Annotated in this window: 18 protein-coding genes; 11 read left to right on the forward strand and 7 right to left on the reverse strand. The window is 70.1% G+C overall.

Going from position 1 to position 24,099, the window contains the following annotated elements:
• Nucleotides 1-181 precede the first annotated feature (181 nt).
• Nucleotides 182-1,162: a sphingomyelin phosphodiesterase gene (gene sph, locus OG507_RS36215; protein WP_327371321.1), complete on the reverse strand. Its 981-nt coding sequence runs from the start codon at nucleotides 1,160-1,162 to the stop codon at nucleotides 182-184.
• 387 nt (nucleotides 1,163-1,549) lie between these two features.
• Here sph and OG507_RS36220 point away from each other — a divergent pair, with 387 nt between their 5' ends.
• Genes OG507_RS36220 through rbsD form a run of 5 tightly spaced genes read left to right on the forward strand, consistent with a single transcriptional unit; the run spans nucleotide 1,550 to nucleotide 7,450 of the window.
• A complete protein-coding gene (locus OG507_RS36220) occupies nucleotides 1,550-2,557 on the forward strand; it encodes a LacI family DNA-binding transcriptional regulator (protein ID WP_327371322.1) in 1,008 nt (335 codons plus the stop codon).
• Complete coding sequence (locus OG507_RS36225) at nucleotides 2,554-4,140, forward strand: sugar ABC transporter ATP-binding protein (protein WP_327371323.1); 1,587 nt, start codon at nucleotides 2,554-2,556, stop codon at nucleotides 4,138-4,140. Before OG507_RS36220 ends, OG507_RS36225 begins: the two co-directional genes overlap by 4 nt.
• Nucleotides 4,130-6,103, forward strand: coding sequence for an ABC transporter permease/substrate-binding protein (locus tag OG507_RS36230; RefSeq protein WP_327371324.1), 1,974 nt, complete (start codon nucleotides 4,130-4,132; stop codon nucleotides 6,101-6,103). Before OG507_RS36225 ends, OG507_RS36230 begins: the two co-directional genes overlap by 11 nt.
• A gap of 40 nt (nucleotides 6,104-6,143) precedes the next feature.
• Nucleotides 6,144-7,064 carry a ribokinase gene (locus OG507_RS36235; protein WP_327371325.1) on the forward strand — a complete coding sequence of 307 codons (921 nt, stop codon included), beginning with the start codon at nucleotides 6,144-6,146 and terminating at the stop codon, nucleotides 7,062-7,064.
• The gene (gene rbsD, locus OG507_RS36240) at nucleotides 7,061-7,450 is read left to right on the forward strand and encodes a D-ribose pyranase (protein ID WP_327371326.1); all 390 of its coding nucleotides are present in this window, start codon (nucleotides 7,061-7,063) and stop codon (nucleotides 7,448-7,450) included. Before OG507_RS36235 ends, rbsD begins: the two co-directional genes overlap by 4 nt.
• Nucleotides 7,451-7,491: 41 nt before the next feature.
• On the opposite strand, the gene OG507_RS36245 is transcribed toward rbsD, so the two are convergent.
• The 4 genes from OG507_RS36245 to OG507_RS36260 form a co-directional block, all read right to left on the reverse strand.
• A complete protein-coding gene (locus OG507_RS36245; RefSeq protein WP_327371327.1) occupies nucleotides 7,492-8,109 on the reverse strand; it encodes a class F sortase in 618 nt (205 codons plus the stop codon).
• A 148-nt stretch (nucleotides 8,110-8,257) separates the two neighbouring features.
• Entirely contained in the window at nucleotides 8,258-8,659 is a 402-nt protein-coding gene (locus OG507_RS36250) for a hypothetical protein (RefSeq protein WP_327371328.1), read from the reverse strand.
• A gap of 124 nt (nucleotides 8,660-8,783) precedes the next feature.
• On the reverse strand, nucleotides 8,784-10,799 hold the full coding sequence (locus tag OG507_RS36255) for a HAMP domain-containing sensor histidine kinase (RefSeq protein WP_327371329.1): 2,016 nt from the start codon (nucleotides 10,797-10,799) through the stop codon (nucleotides 8,784-8,786).
• The gene (locus OG507_RS36260) at nucleotides 10,777-11,511 is read right to left on the reverse strand and encodes a response regulator transcription factor (protein WP_327371330.1); all 735 of its coding nucleotides are present in this window, start codon (nucleotides 11,509-11,511) and stop codon (nucleotides 10,777-10,779) included. The genes OG507_RS36255 and OG507_RS36260 overlap by 23 nt, the downstream gene beginning before the upstream one ends.
• 239 nt (nucleotides 11,512-11,750) lie before the next feature.
• Between OG507_RS36260 and OG507_RS36265 the strand changes: the two genes are divergently transcribed.
• Together OG507_RS36265 and OG507_RS36270 are read left to right on the forward strand one after the other, a co-directional pair.
• The gene (locus tag OG507_RS36265; protein WP_327371331.1) at nucleotides 11,751-12,572 is read left to right on the forward strand and encodes a maleylpyruvate isomerase family mycothiol-dependent enzyme; all 822 of its coding nucleotides are present in this window, start codon (nucleotides 11,751-11,753) and stop codon (nucleotides 12,570-12,572) included.
• A 157-nt stretch (nucleotides 12,573-12,729) separates the two neighbouring features.
• Nucleotides 12,730-14,865 (forward strand): tetratricopeptide repeat protein, encoded by a 2,136-nt coding sequence (locus tag OG507_RS36270; RefSeq protein WP_327371332.1) that lies wholly within the window; start codon nucleotides 12,730-12,732, stop codon nucleotides 14,863-14,865.
• Here OG507_RS36270 and OG507_RS36275 read toward each other — a convergent pair.
• Nucleotides 14,855-16,249, reverse strand: a complete 1,395-nt coding sequence (locus tag OG507_RS36275; protein WP_327371334.1) for a hypothetical protein — start codon at nucleotides 16,247-16,249, stop codon at nucleotides 14,855-14,857. The two genes, OG507_RS36270 and OG507_RS36275, sit on opposite strands and share 11 nt — an antisense overlap.
• A gap of 815 nt (nucleotides 16,250-17,064) precedes the next feature.
• On the opposite strand from OG507_RS36275, the gene OG507_RS36280 reads away from it, so the two are divergent.
• The 4 genes from OG507_RS36280 to OG507_RS36295 all read left to right on the forward strand — a co-directional run bounded on the left by OG507_RS36280 (nucleotide 17,065) and on the right by OG507_RS36295 (nucleotide 23,256).
• Nucleotides 17,065-18,396 (forward strand): cytochrome P450, encoded by a 1,332-nt coding sequence (locus tag OG507_RS36280; protein WP_327371335.1) that lies wholly within the window; start codon nucleotides 17,065-17,067, stop codon nucleotides 18,394-18,396.
• Nucleotides 18,393-19,655 (forward strand): cytochrome P450 family protein, encoded by a 1,263-nt coding sequence (locus tag OG507_RS36285; protein ID WP_327371336.1) that lies wholly within the window; start codon nucleotides 18,393-18,395, stop codon nucleotides 19,653-19,655. The genes OG507_RS36280 and OG507_RS36285 overlap by 4 nt, the downstream gene beginning before the upstream one ends.
• 240 nt (nucleotides 19,656-19,895) lie before the next feature.
• Nucleotides 19,896-21,953 carry a phosphocholine-specific phospholipase C gene (locus OG507_RS36290; protein ID WP_327371337.1) on the forward strand — a complete coding sequence of 686 codons (2,058 nt, stop codon included), beginning with the start codon at nucleotides 19,896-19,898 and terminating at the stop codon, nucleotides 21,951-21,953.
• Between the two features lie 292 nt (nucleotides 21,954-22,245).
• Nucleotides 22,246-23,256 carry a LacI family DNA-binding transcriptional regulator gene (locus OG507_RS36295; protein WP_327371338.1) on the forward strand — a complete coding sequence of 337 codons (1,011 nt, stop codon included), beginning with the start codon at nucleotides 22,246-22,248 and terminating at the stop codon, nucleotides 23,254-23,256.
• 92 nt (nucleotides 23,257-23,348) lie between these two features.
• Here the strand turns inward: OG507_RS36295 and OG507_RS36300 are convergent, their stop codons facing one another.
• Complete coding sequence (locus OG507_RS36300; protein ID WP_327371339.1) at nucleotides 23,349-24,056, reverse strand: GH12 family glycosyl hydrolase domain-containing protein; 708 nt, start codon at nucleotides 24,054-24,056, stop codon at nucleotides 23,349-23,351.
• Nucleotides 24,057-24,099 lie beyond the last annotated feature (43 nt).

Below are 24,099 nucleotides of genomic sequence, written 5' to 3' on the forward strand. Positions count from 1 at the left end.
GATGAACCGCAGGCCGCGTCCCCGCGACCGGCCTGCCGACGACAGCCCTTCCCGCAGCCCCACCGACGGCACACCCTCACTTCGTGGTGTACCCCCGCATCGTGGCTGTGGTCGAGGCGGCACCGGTCGGCGCGACGTATGACGCGGATGATTCCGAGGCCGGCCGGTTGACACGGTCCCGCTAGCCGACGGAGCCGATCAGCGGGTAGTGGTCGGAGAGATTTGTGTACGTGTAGTCCGTGCCCCAGCTGGAGACGGTCCAGGGCGCGCTCTGCTCCTTGACCACCTCGTTCGTCCAGCCCGCCGGCTTCGCGTGTCCGGTGCGGTGCAGGACGTAGTCGAGATCCTCGCGGGGGTCGTCGGGGTAGCGGTCGGCGGCGATCGAGTTGTCCTGGGTGTCGAAGGAGTACGGGTGCCCCGTGCGGGCATCGGCACCGGTCAGTCCGGCGTCGGCGAGCATCGAGCCGTACTCGGGGGAGCGGGAGTCGACGTTCATGTCGCCCGCCACGACGACCTGCTCGGAAGCCGGGATGTTCTTGGCGTCGAGGAAGGCGTCGATCTGCTTGAACTGCCGACTGCGCATCTGTGCGGCCTCACCCGCCCCGCAACCCGGGTCGGTCGACTGCGCGTGCGTCCCCACCACATGCACCTTCGTGCCGTTGACGTTCAACTCGGCGTAGGCGAAGCCCTTGTTGGACCACCAGTCGCTGCCGCAGGCGTCCTTGTAGATGTACTGCTCCTTGCGGACGATCGGCCACTTGCTCAGTACGGTGACGCCGCCGTCCTCCGGAGTGATGGCCGAGTACGCGCCGCCCGTGGCGTCCCAGCCGCTCTTGCTCCGGCCCACCACCGGTGTCTGGTACGGGTATTGGGCGGATGCGTTTTGCGCCAGCGCGTCCGAGGCGGAGTTGTCGAACGCCTCCTGGAGCACGACCACGTCATGGCCCTGGAAGAAGGACGCCTTCGGTATCTCCGCCGCCCGGTGGTCCTGTCCCCAGTTCGGGTAGAGGTTCTTGCTCATGAGGAACGCGTTGTACGTGAGCACCCGCAGGGACGGGGTGTCGGCCGCGGAGGCCTGAGGGGCGTTGGCGAGCAGCGTGACGGCGGCGAGCGCGGCGGACAAGGTCACGCCGGAGGTGCGGCGGAGCGCGGTGAGCGGCACGAGGTCTCCTGCTTCTGCTGAGGGGGGTACAGGCAACAGCCATACAATCAGCGGGAGTTACCCATGGGTAGACGTTGGGTGACGGGAGTCTCACCATCGGCGTACCAGAGGTGATCGGGGTCGGACATGGCTGCCGTGGGCGCCGTCGAGGAGGTGTGGCCGGCCGGTGTCGGCGCCCCGGGCTGCCCCGTACGCCCACCGGAGGGGTGTGCCGTCCCAGGACTTGCTCCGTCCCCCATCTGTGTCCTTCGTCACGATCAGGCCCCGGTGCCCTGCGAGGTCTTGTTTTCGGCCATGTAATCGTTTCCAATCATCCCTGTAATCGATTCCACGGCTCTGGGCCGCTGGTTTCGAGGCTCACGGAAACCACGAGGAGGTGGTCCGGAAATGGCGAGCATCAAGGATGTCGCGGCCGAGGCGGGAGTCTCCGTCGCCACGGTCTCCCGCGTTCTCAACAGCCATCCCTCCGTCAGCCCCGACGCGCGCAGACGCGTCCTGACCGCTGTCGACGCACTCGGCTACCGGCCCAACGCCGTCGCCCGTTCGCTGCGCACCGATCAGACGCGCACGCTCGGTCTGGTCATCAGTGACGTACTCAATCCGTACTTCACCGAGCTGGCCCGCTTCGTCGAGGAGGAGGCCCGCTCGCTCGGCTACAGCGTGATCATCGGAAACGCCGACGAGCGGCCCGACCTGCAGGAACATCACGTCCGTACGCTCGTCGACCGCCGGATCGACGGACTTCTCGTCTCCCCGGCCGACGGAAGCTCCCCGCTCGCACCGGGCAGCGGCACACCGATGGTCTTCGTGGACCGCTGGATCCAGAGCGTGGATGTCCCCGTGGTCCGTGCCGACGGCTGCGAAGCCATCCGTGACCTGGTCGCCCATCTGTACCGTCTCGGCCACCGCAGGCTCGCGATCATCGCGGGACCGGCGGCCACCACCACGGGCAACGAGCGGGTCGAGGCCTTCCGCGAGGCGCTGCGCGAGCACGGGCTCGCCCTGCCCGACACCTACATCGGCCAGGGCGACTTCCGGGCGGACAGCGGGCGCCGTGTCACCGAGAGCTTCCTGGCCCTTCCCGAACCGCCCGAGGTCGTCTTCGCGGCCGACAACCTGATGGCACTCGGCGCACTGGACGCGATCCGCGCGCGCGGGCTGCGCGTACCGCAGGACATCGGGCTCGCGGCCTTCGACGACATCCCGTGGTTCCTGCACACCGATCCGCCGATCACGGCGATCGCCCAGCCGACCGGCGAGCTGGCCCGAGCCGCCGTACGCGCGCTGGTCGACCTCATCGAGGGACGGTCCCCGCAGTCCGTCACCCTTCCCGCCCGCCTTGTCGTACGCAGTTCCTGCGGCGAACACACGTCGAACCGGAGGAGCAACCTGTGAGCACTCAGGACGAGTTGCTGCGCATCGAAGGCGTACGCAAGACCTTCCCCGGCGTGGTCGCCCTCGACAGCGTCGACTTCGATCTGCGGGGCGGCGAAGTGCACGTCCTGCTCGGTGAGAACGGAGCGGGCAAGAGCACCCTCATCAAGATGCTCTCCGGCGCCTACCGCCCGGACAGCGGCCGGATCTTCGCCCAGGGGCGCGAGGTCCGCATCCACAGCGCACAGGACGCCGAACGGCTCAAGATCGCCACGATCTACCAGGAGTTCAATCTGGTGCCCGACCTCACCGTCGCGGAGAACATCTTCCTCGGTCGTCAGCCGCGCCGCTTCGGGATGATCGACCGGCGCCGCATGGAGGCGGACGCCGAAGTGCTCCTGCGCCGGGTCGGCCTGCACGTCTCACCGAAGGCCAAGGTGCGCGAACTGGGCATCGCGCGGCTGCAGATGGTGGAGATCGCCAAGGCGCTCAGCCTCGACGCACGCGTCCTGATCATGGATGAACCGACGGCGGTCCTCACCTCGGAGGAAGTCGAGAAGCTCTTCCGGATCGTGCGGCAGCTGCGCGAGGAGGGCGTGGGGATCATCTTCATCACCCACCACCTCGAAGAGATCGCGGTGCTCGGCGACCGGGTCACGGTGCTGCGCGACGGCCGCAGTATCGACCAGGTGCCCGCCTCGACGCCCGAGGCACAGCTCGTACAGCTGATGGTGGGGCGCAGCATCGATCAGCAGTATCCGCGAGAGCGCGCGGAGGCCGGAGAGCCCCTGCTCACCGTCCGCGGGCTGACCCGCAACGGTGTCTTCCACGACGTGAGCTTCGATGTGCGGGCGGGCGAGGTGGTCGGCCTCGCCGGTCTCGTCGGCGCCGGACGCACCGAGGTCGCCCGTGCCGTCTTCGGTGCGGACCCCTATGACGCGGGCACCGTCGACGTACGCGGCGAGCGGCTGGCCAAGTACGACGTGACCGCGGCCATGGGCGCCGGGATCGGCCTCGTGCCCGAGGACCGCAAGGCCCAGGGACTGGTGCTCGACGCCTCCGTGCAGGAGAACCTCGGCCTGGTCACCCTGCGCTCGGCGAGCCGGTCCGGGCTCGTGGACCGCAAGGGGCAGCGCACGGCCGCCGCCCGGATCGCCGGACAGCTCGGGGTACGGATGGCGGGCCTCGGCCAGCACGTCCGCACCCTCTCCGGCGGCAACCAGCAGAAGGTCGTCATCGGCAAGTGGCTGCTCGCCGACACCAGGGTGCTGATCCTCGACGAACCGACGCGCGGCATCGACGTCGGCGCCAAGGTCGAGATCTACCAGCTCATCAACGAGCTGACGGCCTCCGGCCACGCCGTACTGATGATCTCCAGCGATCTGCCCGAAGTCCTCGGCATGAGCGACCGGGTGCTGGTCATGGCCCAGGGCCGCATCGCCGGAGAGCTCCCCGCGCACGAAGCGACCCAGGACGCGGTGATGGCACTCGCCGTCAGCACCGCCACCACAACCACTTCAGCAACAACCCCCGCAACGACTTCAGCAACAACTCCCGCAACGACTCCGGTCGTGAACGAAGAGGAGAGCCCCCGTGGCCACTGACACGCTCAAGAGCAATACGGGCGCGAGTGGCGCCGCAGGACGTACGGTTCGCCGCCTCCTGCTCGACAACGGCGCCCTGAGTGCCCTGGTCGTCCTGCTGGTGGCGATGTCGCTGCTCTCCGGCGACTTCCTGACCACCCAGAACCTCCTGAACGTCGGCGTGCAGGCCGCCGTCACCGCGATCCTCGCGTTCGGCGTCACCTTCGTCATCGTCTCGGCCGGCATCGACCTGTCCGTCGGCTCGGTGGCCGCACTCTCCGCGACCGTCCTCGCCTGGTCGGCCACATCGGAGGGCGTACCGGTCTGGCTGGCGGTCATCCTCGCCGTCGCCACCGGCATCGCCTGCGGCTTCGTCAACGGCGCCCTCGTCTCGTACGGCAAACTGCCGCCGTTCATCGCGACGCTGGCCATGCTGTCCATCGCGCGCGGTCTGTCCCTGGTCATCTCGCAGGGCAGCCCGATCGCCTTCCCCGACTCGGTCTCTGTGCTCGGCGACACACTCGGCGGCTGGCTGCCCGTCCCGGTCCTCGTGATGATCGCGATGGGCCTGATCACGGCACTGATCCTGGCCCGTACCTACATCGGCCGCTCGATGTACGCGATCGGTGGCAACGAGGAGGCGGCCCGGCTCTCCGGACTGCGCGTCAAGCGGCAGAAGCTGGCCATCTACGCCCTGTCCGGCCTCTTCGCCGCGGTCGCGGGCATCGTCCTCGCGTCCCGTCTCACCTCCGCCCAGCCGCAGGCCGCGCAGGGGTACGAGCTCGACGCGATCGCCGCGGTCGTCATCGGCGGTGCGAGCCTGGCGGGTGGCGTCGGCAAGGCGTCCGGTACCCTGATCGGCGCGCTCATCCTCGCCGTGCTGCGCAACGGACTCAACCTCCTGTCCGTGTCCGCCTTCTGGCAGCAGGTCGTCATCGGCGTCGTCATCGCCCTCGCGGTGCTGCTGGACACGCTGCGCCGCAAGGCCGGCTCCAAGTCCGCCCCCTCGGCCGGTTCCTCCGGCGCACCTGGATCGCCAGGATCGGGGCGCAAGGCGGCGGGAGCGGTGAAATTCGGTATCGCCGCACTCTGCGTGGCCGTCGTCGTGGGCGGGGTGTCCTACTTCAACTCCGGTTCCTCCGGCGGCAACACCAAGGTGGGCATGTCGCTCTCCACGCTCAACAACCCGTTCTTCGTGCAGATGAAGGAAGGTGCGCAGGCCGAGGCGAAGGCGGCCGGGGTCGACCTCACCGTCACCGACGCGCAGAACGACGCGTCACAGCAGGCCAACCAGCTCCAGAACTTCACGAGTTCCGGAGTGAAGTCCATCATCGTCAACCCGGTGGACTCGGACGCGGCCGGCCCCGCAGTCCGCAGCGCCAACGAGGCGGGCATCCCGGTCATCGCCGCGGACCGCGGTGTCAACAAGGCGAAGACTGCGACGCTCGTCGCCTCCGACAACGTCGCGGGAGGCAAGCTCGCCGCAGCGGCGCTGGCCGACAAGCTCGGTGGCAAGGGCAGCATCGTCGTCCTGCAGGGCACCGCCGGTACGTCCGCGAGTCGCGAGCGAGGCGCGGGCTTCACCGAAGGGATCAAGGCGTACCCCGGCATCAAGGTCGTGGCCAAGCAGCCCGCGGACTTCGACCGCACCAAGGGCCTGGACGTCATGACCAATCTGCTCCAGTCCCACCCCGATGTCACCGGTGTCTTCGCCGAGAACGACGAGATGGCGCTCGGTGCGGTCAAGGCGCTCGGCAGCAAGGCAGGGAAGTCGGTGTCCGTCGTCGGATTCGACGGAACTCCGGACGGCCTGAAGGCGGTTGGCGCAGGCACGCTGTACGCGTCCGTGGCCCAGCAGCCGAAGGAGCTCGGCAAGATCGCCGTGCAGAACGCGGTGCGGGCCGTGGAGGGCGAGAAGGTCGACAGCATGGTGAAGGTGCCGGTCAAGGTCGTCACCCAGAAGAACGTCGCCGACTTCTCCTGAACGGCGCTTGCACAGGGTCCGACCCCGGAAAGCAGGAACAATGCACGTCAACGACCACTCCCGATACGACCTGCTGGTCGTGGGCTCGGCCAATGCCGATCTGGTGATCGGCGTCGAACGCCGCCCCGCACCGGGGGAGACCGTGCTCGGTTCCGATCTCGCCGTCCACCCGGGCGGCAAGGGCGGAAACCAGGCGGTGGCCGCCGCCCGCCTCGGGGCCGCCACCGCCCTGCTGGCCCGGGTCGGCGACGACGCCCACGGCCGTCTGCTGCTGGAATCGCAGCGGGCGGCGGGCGTCGACACCAGCGGCGTCCTGGTCGGCGGGGCACCGACCGGGGTCGCCCTGATCACGGTGGACCCCTCCGGCGACAACAGCATCGTGGTGTCCCCGGGGGCCAATGCCCGGCTGACCCCACAGGACATCCGGGCGGCCGGAGCGCTGTTCGCGGCGGCCCGGGTCGTCTCCGTACAGCTGGAGATCCCGCTGGAGACGGTGGCCGAGGTGGCCCATGCCATGTCACCCGGTACCCGGCTGGTCCTGAATCCGTCCCCGCCCGCACCCCTGCCCGGCCAGGTCCTTGCCGCCTGCGACCCCTTGGTGGTCAACGAGCACGAGGCGCGCTACATCCTGGGATCGGCCGCGGGCGCCACGCCGGAGGAATGGGCGCGAGCGCTGCTCGGGCTCGGCCCGCGGTCGGTCGTGGTCACGCTGGGGGCGGCGGGCGCGCTCGTCGCCGACGGCCGCAGGGACGACGTCGTCCACGTACCGAGTCCCGAGGTACAGGCCGTGGACACGACCGGGGCGGGCGACGCGTTCACCGCCGCCCTGGCCTGGCGGCTCGGCCGGGGCGAGGAGCTCACCGAGGCTGCCGCGTTCGCCGTCAGGGTGGGCGCGGCGGCCGTCACCAGGCAGGGCGCGCAGGCGTCCTTCCCGACGGCTCAGGAGGTGTCCGCGCTGTGAAGAAGGCAGGAATCCTCAACCGTCATCTCGCCGGAGCACTGGCCGAGCTGGGCCACGGCGACGGGGTACTGATCTGCGATGCGGGCATGCCCATCCCGGCAGGACCCCGGGTCGTGGACCTGGCCTTCCGGGCCGGTGTCCCGTCGTTCGCCGAGGTGCTCGACGGGCTGCTGGACGAACTGGTCGTGGAGGGCGCGACAGCAGCCCACGAGGTACGGGAGGCCAACCCGGCGACCGCACGCCTCCTGACCGAACGACTCCCCGAACTCGCCCACGTACCGCACGAGGAGCTCAAGGCGCTGTCGGCGGGCGCCCGGCTGGTGGTGCGGACGGGCGAGGCACGGCCGTACGCGAATGTGCTGCTGCGGTGCGGGGTCTTCTTCTGACGTCGACACCGTGAAGCCGTCCTCCGGTGTCCGCCCTACCGTCAGCTCCGGATGGCGTACACGATGAGGTTGTCCACGGGGTGGCCCTGCGGGTCGAAGGCGCCGTCGCAGGTGATGAGGCGCAGGGCGCGTTCACCGGTGGAGCCGTAGACCTTCTCGGTCGGGAAGGCCTTCTTGCCGACGGTCTCCGTTCCGGTGACCCTGAAGTGGATCTCCGCGCCCCGGTCGTTGCGGATCGCGATGTCCGCGCCCTTGCCGATCTTCCTCAGATCGTGGAAGACGGCCTTTCCGAAGCGGGTGTCGTTGTGCCCGATGAGGACCGCGGCGCCTCGCTCGCCGGGGACGGCGCCACCGGTGTACCAGCCGGCCGTCATGCCCTTCTCGGCCGGTGGGACCTGGACGGTGCCGTCCTCGTTCAGACCGAGCCGCATCAGCGTGCTGCTCACCCCGATCGAGGCGATGGTGACATGGGTGGGGCTCGCGGCAGACTCCGGCTTCCCGGGGCTTTCGGGCCGCACGGACGTCGTGCGCTTCTCCGCCGTCCCCGTGGACGGTGTGTCCTTCGGTGAGCCGGGAGCGTCCGGGGCACAGCCGGTAAGGGCGAGAGCGACGAGCACCGGGAGTGCGGCGCGCCGGAGTGGTTCGGGCGTACGGGACATGAGGGCTCCAGGCAGAGACAGCAGCGGAGTCGGGGACGGGAAGTGGCGCCGCCCGCGACGGGGCGGCGCCATGAGGACGGTCAACTGCCCTGCACGGTCAAGCGCCGTGCATCGTCAGCTGCCGTGAAGGGACCGACGCGTCGGCGGTTCAGCGGCCCTGCTGTGCGGCGGAGCGGCGGCGCAGCACGACCGTCCCCGCTCCCGCGAGCAGAAGAGCGGCTGCGGCCGACCCGGCAAGGGGCGTGGTGCGGTCGCCCGAGGTCCCGGCAGGCCGCTCGCCCGCGGCGACGCCACCACGCGGAGCGGCGGAAGGCCCGCGCCCGGCCGCAGCCGCACGCTCGGGCCGTGCCGGGGCGGGCCTGTCGCCCGCGGCGACACCACCACGGGGAACCGCCGACGGCTGTGCTCCCCGCGCGGCCGCGGCGGACCGCTCGACGGACGGGACGGGCGTGGGCGTGCTGTCTGCCAGGGCCGCGGCGGACGGGACGAGCACCGCGCCCGCCGCGACAGCGGCAAGGACGGCGGTGCGCAGGGACAGACGGTGGGGCATGGGCATGGCTCCATTCCAGGTCGGCCTCGGTGGTGCCCGGATGCCGGTTCGCACCGGGCACGAGGCATGCCGACAGGCTGGCGTGAAGTTATGAAGAAGCTGTCAGATCGCTGTGGTCATCGCATCAGGCCCGGCCCGGCCCATCCGCTTCCGTACCCGCCGGATCCGTACCCGCCGGATCCGTACCCGCGGCGTCCGCCGGCAGCCGAAGCGTGAACACCGAGCCCTTCCCCTCGACGCTCACCGCGCTCACCGAGCCCCCGTGCGCCTCTGCGAGTTTCCGTACGATCGCCAGGCCCAGCCCGCTGCCGCCGGTGCGGCGGCTGCGGGACTTCTCGGCGCGCCAGAAGCGGTCGAAGACATGGGGCAGATCGGCGGCCGGGATGCCGCTGCCCGTGTCGGAGACGTCCACCACGACCTGGTCCGCGGACTCGCAGCCGTACGCCTGCAAGGTGACACGGCCACCCGTCGGGGTGTGACGCACCGCGTTGGAGACCAGGTTGCCGATGGCCTGACGCAGCCGGACCGGGTCGGCCGTCAGCCCGGGCGCGGGAGCGCCGGCCGGCGTCGTACGGACCGTCAGCGTGACTCCCGCAGTCTCGGCCCGCCCCTGGTGGGCCGCGACGACCTGCCCCAGGACGTCCTCGATACGTATCGGCTCGGGGTGCAGCCGCAAAGCACCCGCGTCGGCCGCCGCCAGGTCCTGGAGGTCGTCGATGATGTGCTGCAGCTGCACGGCCTCCGTGTGGAGCGAGGAGATGAACGCCGGGTCGGGCTCGGCCAGACCGTCCTGCGCCGCCTCCAGCCAGCCCCGGATATTGCTCAGCGGGGTGCGCAGTTCATGGGCGACGTCGCTGACCATGTCCTTGCGCTGTCCTTCGAGGCGGGCGCGGTGCGCCGACATGTCGTTGAAGGCCGCGGCGAGCCGCCCGATCTCGTTGTCGTCGGTGACGAGCACGGGCGCGGAGTCCGCCCCGTCCCGCATCCGCTGTGCCGCACCGGTGAGGGCACGCAGCGGCCGTACGAGCCGGGCACCGCCCAGCACCGTCGCTCCGACGGTGAGCGCCAGGACGAGCGCCGCGGCGCCCGCGATCTTCGCGGTGTTCGCCGGGGAGAGGTCGAAGCCGGGTACGGTCGTGCCGCCCTCGTCGCCGATGAACAGCAGCGCGGGCGAGGCGACATAGGAACTGAGCTGCTCGCGGCGGGCCGTGTCCACGCAGGAGGCGGTGGCCCGGTCGTCATCGCCGGTGTGCACGCTCGGCACGGGCACGGGGGTGGCCGCCCGGGCGTCCCTACGGGGGCTCGGCACCGGTACGGAGCCGTCACCCCAGGTCAGGTCCAGATTGAGCTGTACGCCCGTGCGTCCCTGGCGTTTCAGGCAGGCGTCGGCGAGCTGGTTGAGCTTCGTCAGCGCCCTTCGTTCGGTCGCTGTCGGGTGGGCCAGGGCGTCGGACGTGCATCTGGTGTCGTTCACCCGGTCGGGATCGTTGCCCACGACCTCTATGCGCGGGCGCCCGCTCGGGCCCATGACCGCGTCCGCGGCGATCCCGGACCGGTTCAGGCACGCCACACTCCGCTTGGCCGCGCGCTGCAGCGCCGTACGTTCGGCCACGGGCAGCCGGAACGGACCGACCGCGCGCGGATCGACGCGGTCCGCCGTGGCACCCGACTCGCCCACCGTCTGGGACAGGGCCGTGTCCACCGACAGCGGATCGACGATCGCCGACGCCTGCGGCGGCAGGGCGGGAGGGGACGGCTTGGTGGCCGAATCGGCCAGGGGCCGGCGCTGCTCGGTGGTGAGGGCGATCCGCCGGCCGGACTGCCGCGCCAGGTCACGTACGGTGCCGTCGACGCCGTCCCAGGTGGGGTGGGCCGCCGCGTATCCGAGCAGGGTGTTGTAGATCCGGGCGTCGGCGGTGAGGTTCTGCCCCTGCTCCTGCTTGATGGCGCCGGAGGTCGTCTGCACGGCAATCCAGGCGGTGGCCGCCACCGAACAGGCCGCCACCAGCACCGATACCGCCAGCAGACGGCCGAAGAGACTCTTGCGGAGCGGCAGCCGCGCCCGCTGCTCATGACGGGGAGGGGCGTCATGTACCCGGCCGTCCCTACGACTTCGACTACGACGACGCACGCGAGGCATTCCTTGCCGGGTCCGTCAGCTTGTAGCCCACACCGAAAACGGTGAGCAGCCGGGCGGGCCGACGCGGTGCGGGCTCGATCTTCTTCCGCAGGTTCATGATGTGTACGTCGACGGTGCGGAAGCTGATGTACCGGTCGAAGCCGTGCAGCTCCTCCAGGAGCCGCTGCCGGGTGAAAACCCGCTCGGGCTCGGCCGCCATCGCGGCGAGAATCCGGAACTCACCGGGTGTGCACTCCACGAACCGGCCCTCGACCGACACCTCGTGCCGGACCGGGTCGACCGTGAGCGCACCCACTCTCAGCGCCTGATCCGCTTCCGCGACGGGACCGGCACCTTCCGCGAACCGCCGGGTGCGACGCAGCAGCGTCCGTACGCGCGCCATCAACTCACGCGGGCTGTACGGCTTCGTCACATAGTCGTCCGCACCGAGGTCCAGCCCCAGCAGCAGATCGTCCTCGGTGCTGCGGGCCGTCAGCATCAGCACCGGCAGTTCCCGGTGCTCGGCGCGCAGCACACGTACCACGTCCAGACCGTCGGCCCGCGGCATCATCACATCGAGCACCAGCAGATCGGGCTCCCGGTGCCGGACCTCGGCAAGGGCCGCCAGACCGTCCCCGACGACCCTGACCGCGTGGCCCTCGTGTTCCAGATAGCGGCGTACGAGTTCGGCCTGCTTCTCGTCGTCTTCGGCGACTATGACGTTTGCGCACACATGAGCGATCGTAGATGAGCTCACGCCGCCCCCGTCGTGACGCCGGCCATCGTTTCCTGGGCGGCCGGTGCCGGCACGGGGGGAGAGCGACGGGTTCCGGCTCCGGTGCTCCAGCTCTTGTCCCTGGTCACGCCACCTGGTCTTCTGTACCGCGGGCACCCGTGGGTGATCCGTAACAGGGCTGCGGGCGGGGCCGTGCGCATCCGGGCGCACAGGCGCGGCCGAGGGCGGGGAGAGACGTGGAATCAGTGGCCGGTCATGATGTACGAGGCACGCTGCCCGAAGGGCTCGGCGACGCGATACGCGCCACCGCCGAGGAGATCGCCGCAATGCTGCGCGGGACCACCGACACGAGCGTTCCGGTTCCCCGCTCGGAGTGGACCCTCGGGCAGGCGGCGGCGCATCTGGCGCAGGCCAACGAACTGATGGCGGACCTCGCTGCCGGACAGGAACGCAGCTACGGCGACGGAACGCCGCAGAGTCTCGCCGAGGCCAACGAGCGCGCACTCGCGGGCTTCGAGGAGCGGGACGCCGATCCGCTGGCCGAGATGATCGTGACGCAGGCGGACGCGTACCTCGCGGCGGTGGAGCGATGCACGACGGACGAGAGTGTGGTCACCCCGCTGGGCCCGATGAACAAGACGGTGCTGGGCTCGTACCTGCTGACCCACATGCTCGGCCACGGCTACGACCTCGCCCGTGCGCTCGGCCGCCCGCACATGATCGACCGCACCCGCGTCGAGCTGTCGCTGCCCTTCATGATCACGGCGATGCCCCGGGTGACCGACCCAACTGCCACCGCCCGGCTGACCGCCCGCTACACGATCCGTCTGCGGGGCGGCGCCCGCTTCGGCGTCACGTTTGCCGACGGAGCCGTATCCGTCACCCCGCAGCCGCCCGACCAACCGGACTGCACCATCCTCATCGAACCGGTCACCTTCCTCGTGATGGCCCTCGGCCGCTGCAACCCGTGGGGCGCCATGGCTCGCGGACATGTCCTCGCCTGGGGCCGCAGGCCCTGGCTCGCCCCCCGCTTCCCGGAGCTGTTCAAGTCGCCCTGAGGGGCGGGCGGATCTGCCACATCAAGCCACGACGATCACCATCTCGCCATGTCCAGGGATCCCGGCCCGTCTGACGCTAACGTTGATCCGCACGGTGACAGCGGCGGTGCCGGGGAGGGCGCACCGCGCGGAGCACCGGGAACGGGGAGTGCGCGACATGCTGGATCCCGCTTCGGTGGCGGCCATTTCGGCGGTACTCGGCGCAGTTGGATCGGGGATGGCCAACGAGGCCGGCAAGTGGGCCTGGGAGTCGACCGGCGGCGTCGTACGGAGAATCGTCGGCCGGGAGGTCCCCGCGCCCGTCGCCCCGGAGGAACGGGACGACGTGGCCCGCCTGGTCTACGAGCAGATCCGTACGAACCCGCAACTCGCCGCCTCCTGGAGCGCGTTCGCCGCACGCGTGCCCGGCAGACCCGAACGGGTGCGGTCCGTGCATTCGCATCTCCCCGTCTCCATCAGGTTTTTCACCGACCGGAAGGAGGCGATGAAACAGCTCCAGCGGGAGGCTTCCCGCCGCGCGGACGGAAGGCCCCGGCTCGCCCTGGTGCACGGGCCGGACGGCATGGGCTCCAGCGCGCTCGCCGTGCACTTCGGTTCCAAGCCGAACAAGCTCTTCCCGGAGGGCCGGATCTACGCCGACCTCGGCGATGGAGGCGCCGGGAGCGCTCGTGACGTAGGCACCGTACTGCGCGTACTGCTGCGCCAACTGGGTGTGCGGGACGAAGAGATGCCGACCGCGACCGACCTGCTCGGTGAGTTCTTCCGCCAGTGCACAGCGGACCGCAGACTCCTGGTCGTACTCGACCACGCGCACTCCGCGGCGCAGGTCAGGCCGTTCCTCACATCGGCGCCCGGGGTGTTCACGATCGTCGTCGCCCGGACCCCGTTCCCCGGCCTCGACGCCGTACGGGTTCCCGTCGGTCCGCTCACGGACAGGGACGCCGTGCGTCTGCTCACCGATATCACCGACAAATCGACCGTCGCCGCGGCCCGCGCCACGCTGCCCTCGCTGCTCGCGCGATGCGGCGGATCGCCGTACGCCCTGCGCGCCGCAGCGGACCGGCTCTCCGCCCCCATGTTTTTGCCGCATCGGCCCGCGGCGGCGGACGGCGACCCGGTGCGAGGGGCGGCAGAGGACACCTACCAGCTCCTGGCGCCGGAATCCGCCAGACTGTACCGGCTGATGGCGCTGCGCGGCTGGCCCGCCTTCGACGCCGCGACGGCCGGACGGGCCACCGGCCTGGACCCGGCGGTCGCGGCGGAACTGCTGGCGGACCTCGCCGACAGGATGCTCCTGGAACACAGTCGGAGCGGATCCGGCGACGGGCGCTACCACTACCGCCCCGGGGTCCGCGCACACGCCGAGGCGACAGCGATCCGCGAGGACGGGATCGCGGCCTGCTCCGCCGCTCTCACCCGCACACTGCTCGCCTACGCGGACCTGGCGGCATCGGCGGCGCACCAGGCACTCCCGGAGAGCTGGCGCGTCCCGGCACCCGCCGAGGACCGGATCGGACAGCGGTACGAGGACCGAGGCGCCGCACTCGACGCGCTGCTCGCGGAGCTGGGCAATCTGGTCGAGGCCGTCCGCTGTGCCGAGGAGTCCGGCGACCCCGAAACCGCCGTACGCCTGAGCCGTTCTCTGTGGCCGCTGCAGCTCAAGGCGGGCCATCACGAGATGCTGCTGCCGGCACTGCGCATCGGAGCGCGTCTCGCGGACGCCCATCTCCCGGCAAGCCCTGACGCCGGAGCACTTCATGCCCAACTGGCGCATTCTCTCACCGAGTTGGGGCGTTGGGAGGAGGCGGAGGCGGCGACACTGGCCGCGGCGCGGGCTGAGGAATCGGCCACGCACAAGCGGGGTCATGCCTCGGCCGTGGAGTTCCTGGGGCTGCTGAGGCTGCGGCAGTGGCGCTACCAGGAAGCGTACGAGTGCTTCGGCGAAGCGGGCGGCATCCTGAACACGATGGGCGCACACGACGTGGGAACCGCCGACCTGCCACGCGCCCAGGCCCTGTTGGAACGCCATCGAGGACGGGCCCTGCGCGGGCTCGGACGGGCCGAGGAGGCCCGCGAGCGACTGGGGACGGCACTTGGCCGCTTCCGGACGAGCGGAGATACGTACAACACGGCCCGGACGCTCACCGATCTGGCGGAGACCTGGCTGGACGCAGAGGACATCGAGGCGGCACTGCCGCTGATCGACGAGGCGATCACGACACTGGACGGCCAGCGCGCGGAGTACCACCTGTCGTACCTGCGGCGCATGAGGGAACGCTGCGTCACTCCGTAAGCCCTCTTCCCGGTGGTGTCAGAGGCGCGACCTGTACGCGGTGCAGCCGATCGCCTGTCCGTACGGAGAGCCCGTCGGTCACGACGCGCGCGAGCCGTTCGTCGGCTGCGGTCGCGTCGGGGCCGCCGGTGGTCAGCCAGGCGTACAGGGCGGAGGCACACGCGGCGGGGTCCACGCCGGACACATCCTCCGCATCAGCGCCGGGCGCCGCAGCCATCCGGAGCGGCTCTTCGCCACGCACCCGGACCACACACGCGGACGGCCCGGTCACATAGGCCGCAAGGGAACAGCCCGGATGGCGCCGGAGCACCTCGGCGGTCCAGATGGACGTGGACCCGAAACGCGGATCGTCGGGTGCCCCGTCACGGAAGATGACATCGGCCAGATCCAACTGGTCCACCTCACGGGTGTCCTCGTGCACGGCGACATGCAGCTCCTCGTCGTGAGCCGATCCCGTACACGGCCGAGCGCTCGCCCAGCGACTGACCGCGACCTCTCCGGGACCGAGGACCCGTGACCGCACGTGCAACGGGACGGTGGCCTTTCCGGCCTCGTGTTCGGGCAGCGGGAGAGGCTTCAGGGAAGCCGGCCCGTCGGGCTCCGGCGCGCCCAGCATCGAGTAGAAGAGCCGACGCAACCGGACCGCGGATTCGCCGGGCACGGAGGTGGTGAACTCGGCGGGCCCCGGCAACGGCCTGTGACGGCCGATGAGTCCCCCGATCTGCGCCGCCAGTGACGCGTCGGGTTCGAGCCGAGGTGCCTCCCTGATGAACGCGGAAATCGGCGCATCGGGATCGAGGGCGTCGAGCGGCGCGGCCCCCAGGAGCACGGGAGTGCCGAGGGCGGCCGCGTAATAGGTGACGGAACCGTGGTCCCCGATCACCGCATCGGCGGCCAGCAGGGCCTGCCGCCACCCCTTCAGCGGATCGATCAGCGCCAGCCCGGCGCGTCGCGCGCGATCGAGCCAGGCGCGGATCTGACCGGGCCCGTGGCCGTACCAGATGTTGGGGTGCAGCACGGCGGCGAACCGATACTCGTCCACGGGGAACTCGGCGGCGACCCGGTCCAGCAGCGCGGCGACGACATCGCCGCCGCCCGGGCCGTCACCGAAGAGCGACTCGGAGCTCCAGGTCGAATTGAGAAGCACCAGCTGCTGACCCGGCCGTATCCCCAACGCCCGGCGGAAGCGCTCGCGGTAGGGCCGGGCGGCGAGTATCCGGTCGAAGCAGGGGTCTCCGGCGAGTACGGCGGTGGGCGCTGCCTCCGGGCAGGCGACGCGAAGCCGCTCGTGCTGTTCGGGATGGGAGAGGACCAGTGCGTCCGCGACAGGAGCGCCCCGCGACAGAAGCCACTCCGGCGCAAGCCCGAAGACGGGCGCAGGCACCGCCGCCGCCCCCGCCCCCGACCCGGTGTCCGGTGTCCGGTGTCCGGTGTCCGGTGTCCGGTGTTGCCAGCCTTTTAGTGTACCCAACACCGTGCGAAAGGATGGCCAGCTTCCCGGAAAATGCTTCCAGTTGGCCGCCGAAGCTGGCGGAGATCACCAGATCCACCGGTGTCTCGGCCGCCTGCTCCCACGGCAGGACCGGCACCCCGGTGTCGGCCAGCAGCTCGGCCGTGCCGGCCGCGAAGGCCGAGGAGCCGGTACAGGTGGCCAGCAGCTGGACACGCCAGCCGTCGTCGAACAAGGGCAGCACGTCGAGCAGTCGGGTCGCGGCGGTCACGTTGTGTACGACGACGAGGACCCGCAGACACTTCCCCCGCGTCGCCCACCGGGCCGCGTCATCGCCCACCGGCACCCGCACCCAGCCGGCCCGCCCGTGCTCCATCCGTACGCCCTTCATTCACTCCCGCCGCCATGCGACCGGCCACGATAGTCAACCGGCGCGACCGCCGGATCAGGGGGACGGCTGCAGACCAGCCGGTGTAGCCGGTGACCGTGGTCGGGCCCTGGTAGGTCCTGCCGGTTCAGTAATCGGTCGCGTTCCAGGGCGGTGTCCGGGGCGGCGTTCCAGTCCGTGTGTCGCACGCAACCCCGTCCTTATGGGCGACGATGCGCCGAAAACGGGCTCAGGTGATCGTATAAGTGGTGAGAATGGTCGCGGTTGGTGCCGAAGGGATCACCGAATTTCCCTATAGTGAAGCCGCGTTGATCGTCCTGCCGCAACGCGCGAAACCATCCGCATCAGGAGAGTCCGTACGATGACGACGCCCGTATCCGCCGTGCCCGAGCGCGAGTCCACCTCTGCCTCCGCGTCGGCGCCCGCGTCGGCATCCGGGGGAGGCTGCCCGGTGACCGCCGGGGCATCCGCCGTTCCGCTCAGCGGCCCCGCGTTCCACACCGAGCCCCAGGTCGTCTACCGCGCCATGCGCAGCGAACACGGGCCCGTCGTGCCAGTCGAACTGCCCGGTGGGTTCCCGGCCTGGCTGATCATCGGATACCGCGAACTCCACCAGGTCACCAGCGACGGCGAATTGTTCCCCCGGGACGTCGGACTGTGGAATCAGTGGGAGAGCGTTCCCGAGGACTGGCCGCTGCTGCCCATGGTCGGGCGCCCGATGCCGTCCATCTACTTCACGGCGGGGGCCGAGCACCGGCGGCACGCCGCGATGGTGGGGCCGGCCCTGGAAGAGGTCGAGCCCTTCGAGCTCGGGCGCCATTGCGAGCGGTTGGCCGACCGGCTCATCGACGGATTCTGTGAACGCGGTACGGCCGATCTGATCGCCGACTTCGCCGTACCGCTGCCCGTGCTCGTCCTCGCCCAGCTGCTCGGCTTCCCCGACGAGGACGGGGCGCAGATCGCCGAGGTGCTCAGGGACCTCGCCGACGGCGGACCGGGTGCACAAGAGGCCTATCAGCGGTTCGGGGCGCACATGCAGAGCCTGGTGGCGGCCCGGCGGGCCGTACCGGGGAACGACGTCACCTCCCGGATGCTGGCGCACCCCGGCGAGTTCACCGACGAGGAGTACATGCTCGATCTGATGGCCATCACGGCCGCCGGGCACCTCACCACAGCCGACTGGATCGGCAACTCGCTGCGGCTGATGCTCACCGACGACCAGTTCGCCGTCGCGCTCTCCGGCGGGCGGCACAGTGTCGCGGAGGCCATGAACGAGGTGCTCTGGGAGGAGTGCCCGACCCAGATCCTCGCCGGCCGCTGGGCGGCCCGTGACACCCAGCTTGGCGGCAGGAGCATCCGCGCCGGAGACATGCTGCTGCTCGGCCTGGGAGCCGCCAACGCCGATCCGCACATCCGGCAGCATCTCTCGACCACGGCCGGGCCCTCCGGACAGGGCGGCAACAGCGCACATCTGGCGTTCAGCCACGGCGAATACCGCTGCCCCTTCCCCGCCCAGGAGATCGCGGAGATCATCGCCCGTACCGGTATCGAGGTGCTGCTCGACCGGCTGCCCGACCTGGAGCTGTCCGTTCCGGCGCAGGCGCTGGTCCGGCGCCAGTCCGCCTTCCTGCGCGGGATGACCGCGCTGCCCGTCCGGTTCACCCCCGTACGTCCGACAGGAGACCTCTCTTGAACTGCCCGCACGCCGCTGCCCATGAGGCCACTTCGGGTGGCGGGGTCGTCATCATCGACCCCCTGGTCCAGGATCTCGACGGTGAGACGGCGCGGCTGCGTGACGCCGGTCCGATCGCCAGGATCGAACTGCTCGGCGTTCCGGCCTGGACCGTCACCCGGCATGCCGTGGCCCGTCAACTGCTCGTCGACCCGCGCCTGGTGAAGGATCTCGATGCCTGGGGGCTCTGGCAGAGCGGGGAGGTCACACACGCCTGGCCGCTGATCGGCATGATCGATGCCGGGCGTTCCATGTTCACCGTGGACGGGGCCGAGCACCGGCGGCTGCGCACCAAGACCTCCCAGGCGCTCACCCCGCGCCGACTGGAGGAGATACGTCCGCAGATCGAGAAGTTCACCGAGGAACTGCTCGATGCCCTCGCCGAGCAGGGCGAGAAGAACGAGGGCGGCGTCGTCGACCTGAAGTCCGTGTTCGCCCAGCCGCTGCCGATGCGGGTCGTCGGCATGCTGATGGGCGTGGACGAGGCCGAGCACCCCATGCTGATGAAGCGGTACAAGGCGTTCTTCTCCATGCTCACGCCCCATGAGGAACGCATGGCCCTGCTGGCGGAGCTGGACGTCTTCTACGCCGCCCTTGTACGCGAGAGGACCGCCCGCCCGGCCGACGACCTCACCAGCGCGCTGATCCTCGCCGAAGAGGGCGGGGAGCCGCTCACCGAGGAAGAGGTGGTGGGCAATCTCAAGGCGATGGTGGCCGCCGGGCACGAGACCACCATCGGACTGATCCTCAATGCCGTACGCGCGCTGCTCAGCCACCCCGACCAGCTGCGCAAGGTGCTCGACGGCGAGATCCCGTGGGACACGGTCGTCGAGGAGACGCTGCGCTGGGACACCCCCACCACCCATCTGCTGATGCGGTTCGCCACCGAGGACATCCAGATCGGCGACGACGTGATCGCGAAGGGCGAGGGCGTGGTGATCTCCTATCGCGCCATCGGCCGTGACTTCGAGCAGCACGGGCCGGACGCGGACGCCTTCGACATCACCCGGCCGACCCCGATCCGCCACATGACCTTCGGCCACGGCCCCCACATCTGCCCCGGAGCGGCGCTCTCGCGCGTGGAGGCAGCCATCGCCCTGCCCGCACTGTTCGAGCGTTTTCCCGGGCTGCGGCCGGCCGTCGCGGACGAGGAGATCCGCAAGCTGCCGGTGATGACGCAGAACGACATGGAGGCATTCCCGGTCCTGCTGCACGGCTGACGCGCGTCGAAGACATGCACAGGAGGGCCGCCCGAGCTGTACGGGCGGCCCTCCTGTCCGTCCGGGCGGACCGGGGACGGAGCGGCAGTACGGATGCAACCGTCGGGTACCAGGACGCCCTCCGCTGTTCCGTGAATCGCCACCGCGCCCACACCGGGGCACTCTTTCGCGGCCCGGCGGACTCTGTAACACTCCAGGCGCTTTCGACCCACACCTCCTCACCCCACAGAGGCCTCACCCATGGCTGAACTCGACCGACGCCGCTTCATGCAACTCGCCGGAGGCACAGCCGCCTTCACCATGCTGTCGAACAGCATCGCCCGTGCTGCCTCCCTCCCGGCCAAGGGCGCCACCGGCACCCTTGAGGACGTCGAGCACATCGTCGTGCTGATGCAGGAGAACCGCTCGTTCGACCACTACTTCGGCACGCTGAAGGGCGTACGCGGCTTCGGTGACCCACGGCCGGTGACCCTGCCCAGCGGAAAGACGGTGTGGCACCAGCCGTCGGGCACCAAGGAAGTGCTGCCGTTCCGGCCCACGGCCGACAACCTCGGACTCCAGTTCATCCAGGACCTCAACCACGACTGGGCGGGTGGCCACAGGGCGTTCAACAAGGGCGCCTACGACCAGTGGGTGCCCGCCAAGTCGGCGACGACGATGGCCTACCTCACCCGCGAGGACATACCGTTCCACTACGCCCTCGCCGACGCGTTCACCGTCTGCGACGCGTACCACTGCTCCTTCATCGGCTCCACGGACCCGAACCGCTACTACATGTGGACGGGATACACCGGGAACGACGGCACCGGCGGCGGGCCCGTGCTCGGGAACGACGAGGCGGGGTACGGATGGACGACGTACCCCGAACGGCTGGAGAAGGCCGGAGTGTCCTGGAAGATCTACCAGGACATCGGCGACGGGCTCGACGCCGCCGGGTCCTGGGGCTGGATCAGCGACGCCTACCGCGGCAACTACGGCGACAACTCGCTGCTCTACTTCAATGACTACCGCAACGCCGAGCCCGGCGATCCCCTCTACGACAAGGCGCGCACCGGGACCGACGCCAAGAACGGTGACGGACTCTTCGACAGGCTCAGGGCCGATGTGCAGGCCGGTACCCTGCCGAAGATCTCCTGGATCGCCGCGCCGGAGGCCTTCACCGAACACCCCAACTGGCCGGCGAACTACGGCGCATGGTACATCTCCCAGGTGCTGGACGCGCTGACGTCCAACCCGGAGGTCTGGGGCAGGACCGCCCTGTTCATCACGTACGACGAGAACGACGGCTTCTTCGACCACATAGTGCCGCCGTACCCGCCGTCCGGGGCCGCGCAGGGACTCTCCACCGTGGCCACCTCCGCCGACTACTTCGGGGGCAACGGGAGTTACGCCGCGGGCCCGTACGGTCTGGGGCAGCGCGTGCCGATGCTGGTCGTCTCGCCGTGGAGCACCGGAGGGTACTCCTGCTCCGAGGTCTTCGACCACACCTCGATCATCCGGTTCATGGAGCGGCGCTTCGGCGTGAAGGAGCCGAACATCTCGCCCTGGCGGCGCGCCGTCTGCGGCGACCTCACCTCCGCGTTCGACTTCCGCCGTACGGACACCGCCCCCGCCGCCCTGCCCTCCACGGCCGGATACCTGCCGCCGGACCGCAACCGGCACCCCGACTACGTGCCGGTGCCGCCCGCCGTCGGAAGCGTTCCGAAGCAGGAACCGGGCTCCCGGCCCACCCGTCCGCTTCCGTACGCGCCCTTCGTGGACGGATCGGCGAATCCGGCGACCGGGAAGTACGGCCTCACCTTCAGCGGCGGCGCCACAGCCGGGGCGCAGTTCCTGGTGACGTCCGCGAACCGTAGCGACGGACCGTGGACGTACACCACCGAGGCGGGCAAGTCGCTGGTCGACGCCTGGAACACGGCTTACTCGAAGGGGGTGACCAACCTCAGCGTGTACGGTCCGAACGGCTTCCTGCGCACCTTCAAGGGGCCCGGCAAGAAGGCGGGGCCCGAGGTGACCGCCCGCCACAACGCCACCAACGGTCATCTCGATCTGACGATGACTCATACGGGGTCGGGCAGTGCCCACTTGACCGTCAACGATGCGTACAGCGGATCCGTCCAGACCTTCACGGTGCCCGCGGGCGCGAGCGTGAACCATTCGGTGGACCTGCGGGGGAGCGGCCGCTGGTACGACATCTCGGTGGTCTCCGACACGGACAGCGCGTTCCTGCGTCGCTTCGCAGGACACGTCGAGACGGGCGAGGCGGGCACCAGCGACCCGGCTCTGATCACCGGCTGAACGGCGGGCGGGGGCGGGGGCGGGGCAGGGGATACTTGCGCCTATCGTGGACGTACCGGTCTTACCGGTTCTCCCGGTCCCGGCCCGGTCTCACGGGTCCGCAAGGGCGACAGAAGGGTGTCGAAGCGCTTCGACAGTTCTCTGGACAGCTCGCACGGGCGGGATTAGGCTCGGATTCATCCGCGCATGTCACAGGCTGAACCGGTCGAAATCGAAGCGCTTCGCCCACCAGGTCGGTACGTGTCGGCGTATGTCCCGGTACCCGAAGTCGTTCCGTGATGGAGAGCCCTGAATGGTCACCCTTGCCGAGGTCGCCCAGCACGCCGGAGTCTCCGCGAGCACGGTGAGCTACGTCCTCAGCGGGAAGCGGTCCATCTCGGTGTCCACCCGGGAGCGGGTGGAGCAGAGCATCCAGCAGCTCGGGTACCACCCCAACGCCGGTGCGCGGGCGCTGGCGAGCAGCCGGTCGAACATCATCGCGCTCATGGTGCCGCTGCGCACCGACATGTACGTTCCCGTGATGATGGAGATCGCGATCGCGGTCGCCACCACGGCCCGTACGCACGGCTACGACGTCCTGCTTCTCACCGGAGAGGAAGGGCCTGCCGCCGTGCGCCGGATCGCGGGCAGCTCCCTCGCCGACGCCATGATCCTGATGGATGTCGAACTGCACGACGAGCGGCTCCCGCTGCTGCGTGAGACCGACCGGGCCGCCGTACTCATCGGGCTGCCCGCGGACACGGCCGGGCTCACCTGCGTGGACCTCGATTTCGAGGCGACCGGGGCGCTCTGTGTGGAGCACCTCGCCGCGCTCGGGCATCGCGAGATCGCGGTGATCGGCGAGGCGGCCGCCGTGTACGAGCGCCACACCGGGTTCGCCGAGCGAACGGTGGACGGGGTGCGGGCCAAGGCGCGGGAGACCGGTGCCCGGGTGCTGCACCGGCCCTGCGAGGGTGGGTACGCGGCGATGGCCCAGACCCTGTCCCGGATCTTCGACGAGCGGCCGGGCACCACGGGATTCATCGTGCAGAACGAGTCGGCCGTGGAGCCCCTGCTCAATCTGCTGCGCCAGCAGGGGCGGGCCGTGCCGGAGGATGTGTCGGTGGTCGCCATCTGCCCCGAGCAGGTGGCATCGCAGGCATCGGTCCGCCTCACCTCGGTCGCCATTCCGGCGCAGGAGATGGGGCGGCGCGCCGTCGAACAGGTCGTCGCGAAGCTGGGCGGTCGGGGAACGGATGAAGTGGAGCTGCTGGCACCGGAGTTGACGGTACGGGCGAGCAGCGGACCGGCGCCCGCAGGCTGACGGCAGCGTGCACAGGCCGACCCCTGGGCGCCTTGGACGTACAAGCCGGCCCCCGTGCGGGGGCCGGCTCCTCCTGGCTCCGGTTTCCCGGGTCAGCCGGACGAGACGCTGAATCCGTTCGTCGTGAAGTCCAGACCGCCGGGCGACGACGTGATCTCGTAGCCGAACTGGACGTCACCGATGGTCTCGTTGCCCCACCAGCCCTTGGTGTCCTTGATCCACTTCAGGATCGGCAGGATGTTCACCGTGCCCGATGCGGAGTCCGAGGTGCGCAGGAACGAGAAGACCTGGTTGGACCCGTTGTCGCCCTTGTAGACCGTCCAGGTGTGGCCGCCGAGCGTCACCGTTCCCTGAGAGGTGCCGAGTGCGCCGACGTCACCGTTGTAGTTCACCCACAGCATCACCTCGTAGTCGTAGTCGGTGTCCCAGATGTCGTACGACGTGTTGTAGTCACCGGCCGACGGGACGGTGACGTTGTAGCTGCTGGTGAGCGAGGCCAGCGACGTGATGGACTTGCCGACGACCTTCTTGGCGTTGGGGTACGACTTGATGCCGCCGGTGTCCGGGTGGTCGGCCCAGACGCCCCAGTTGCTCGATGAGTTGACCCAGATGGTCTGGGAACCGGCGCCGGAACCCCAGATGTTGTTGTAGAGGGTGTAGCCGTCGGAGGTGGTGTAGTTGCCCCACTGGTCCGAGGAGGACCAGATCGCGGCCTGGGCGGGGGCTGCGGCGAAGCCGATGAGGGCGGCCACCGCGGCTGCCGGGGCCAGTACGAACCTGCTGAGGGTGCGTCGTGCCATGGTTGTCCCTTCCATGGGTGGGGGGATGGGGCGGAGAGAGGTG

It is taken from the genome of Streptomyces sp. NBC_01217 (assembly GCF_035994185.1).
GTDB lineage: Bacteria > Actinomycetota > Actinomycetes > Streptomycetales > Streptomycetaceae > Streptomyces.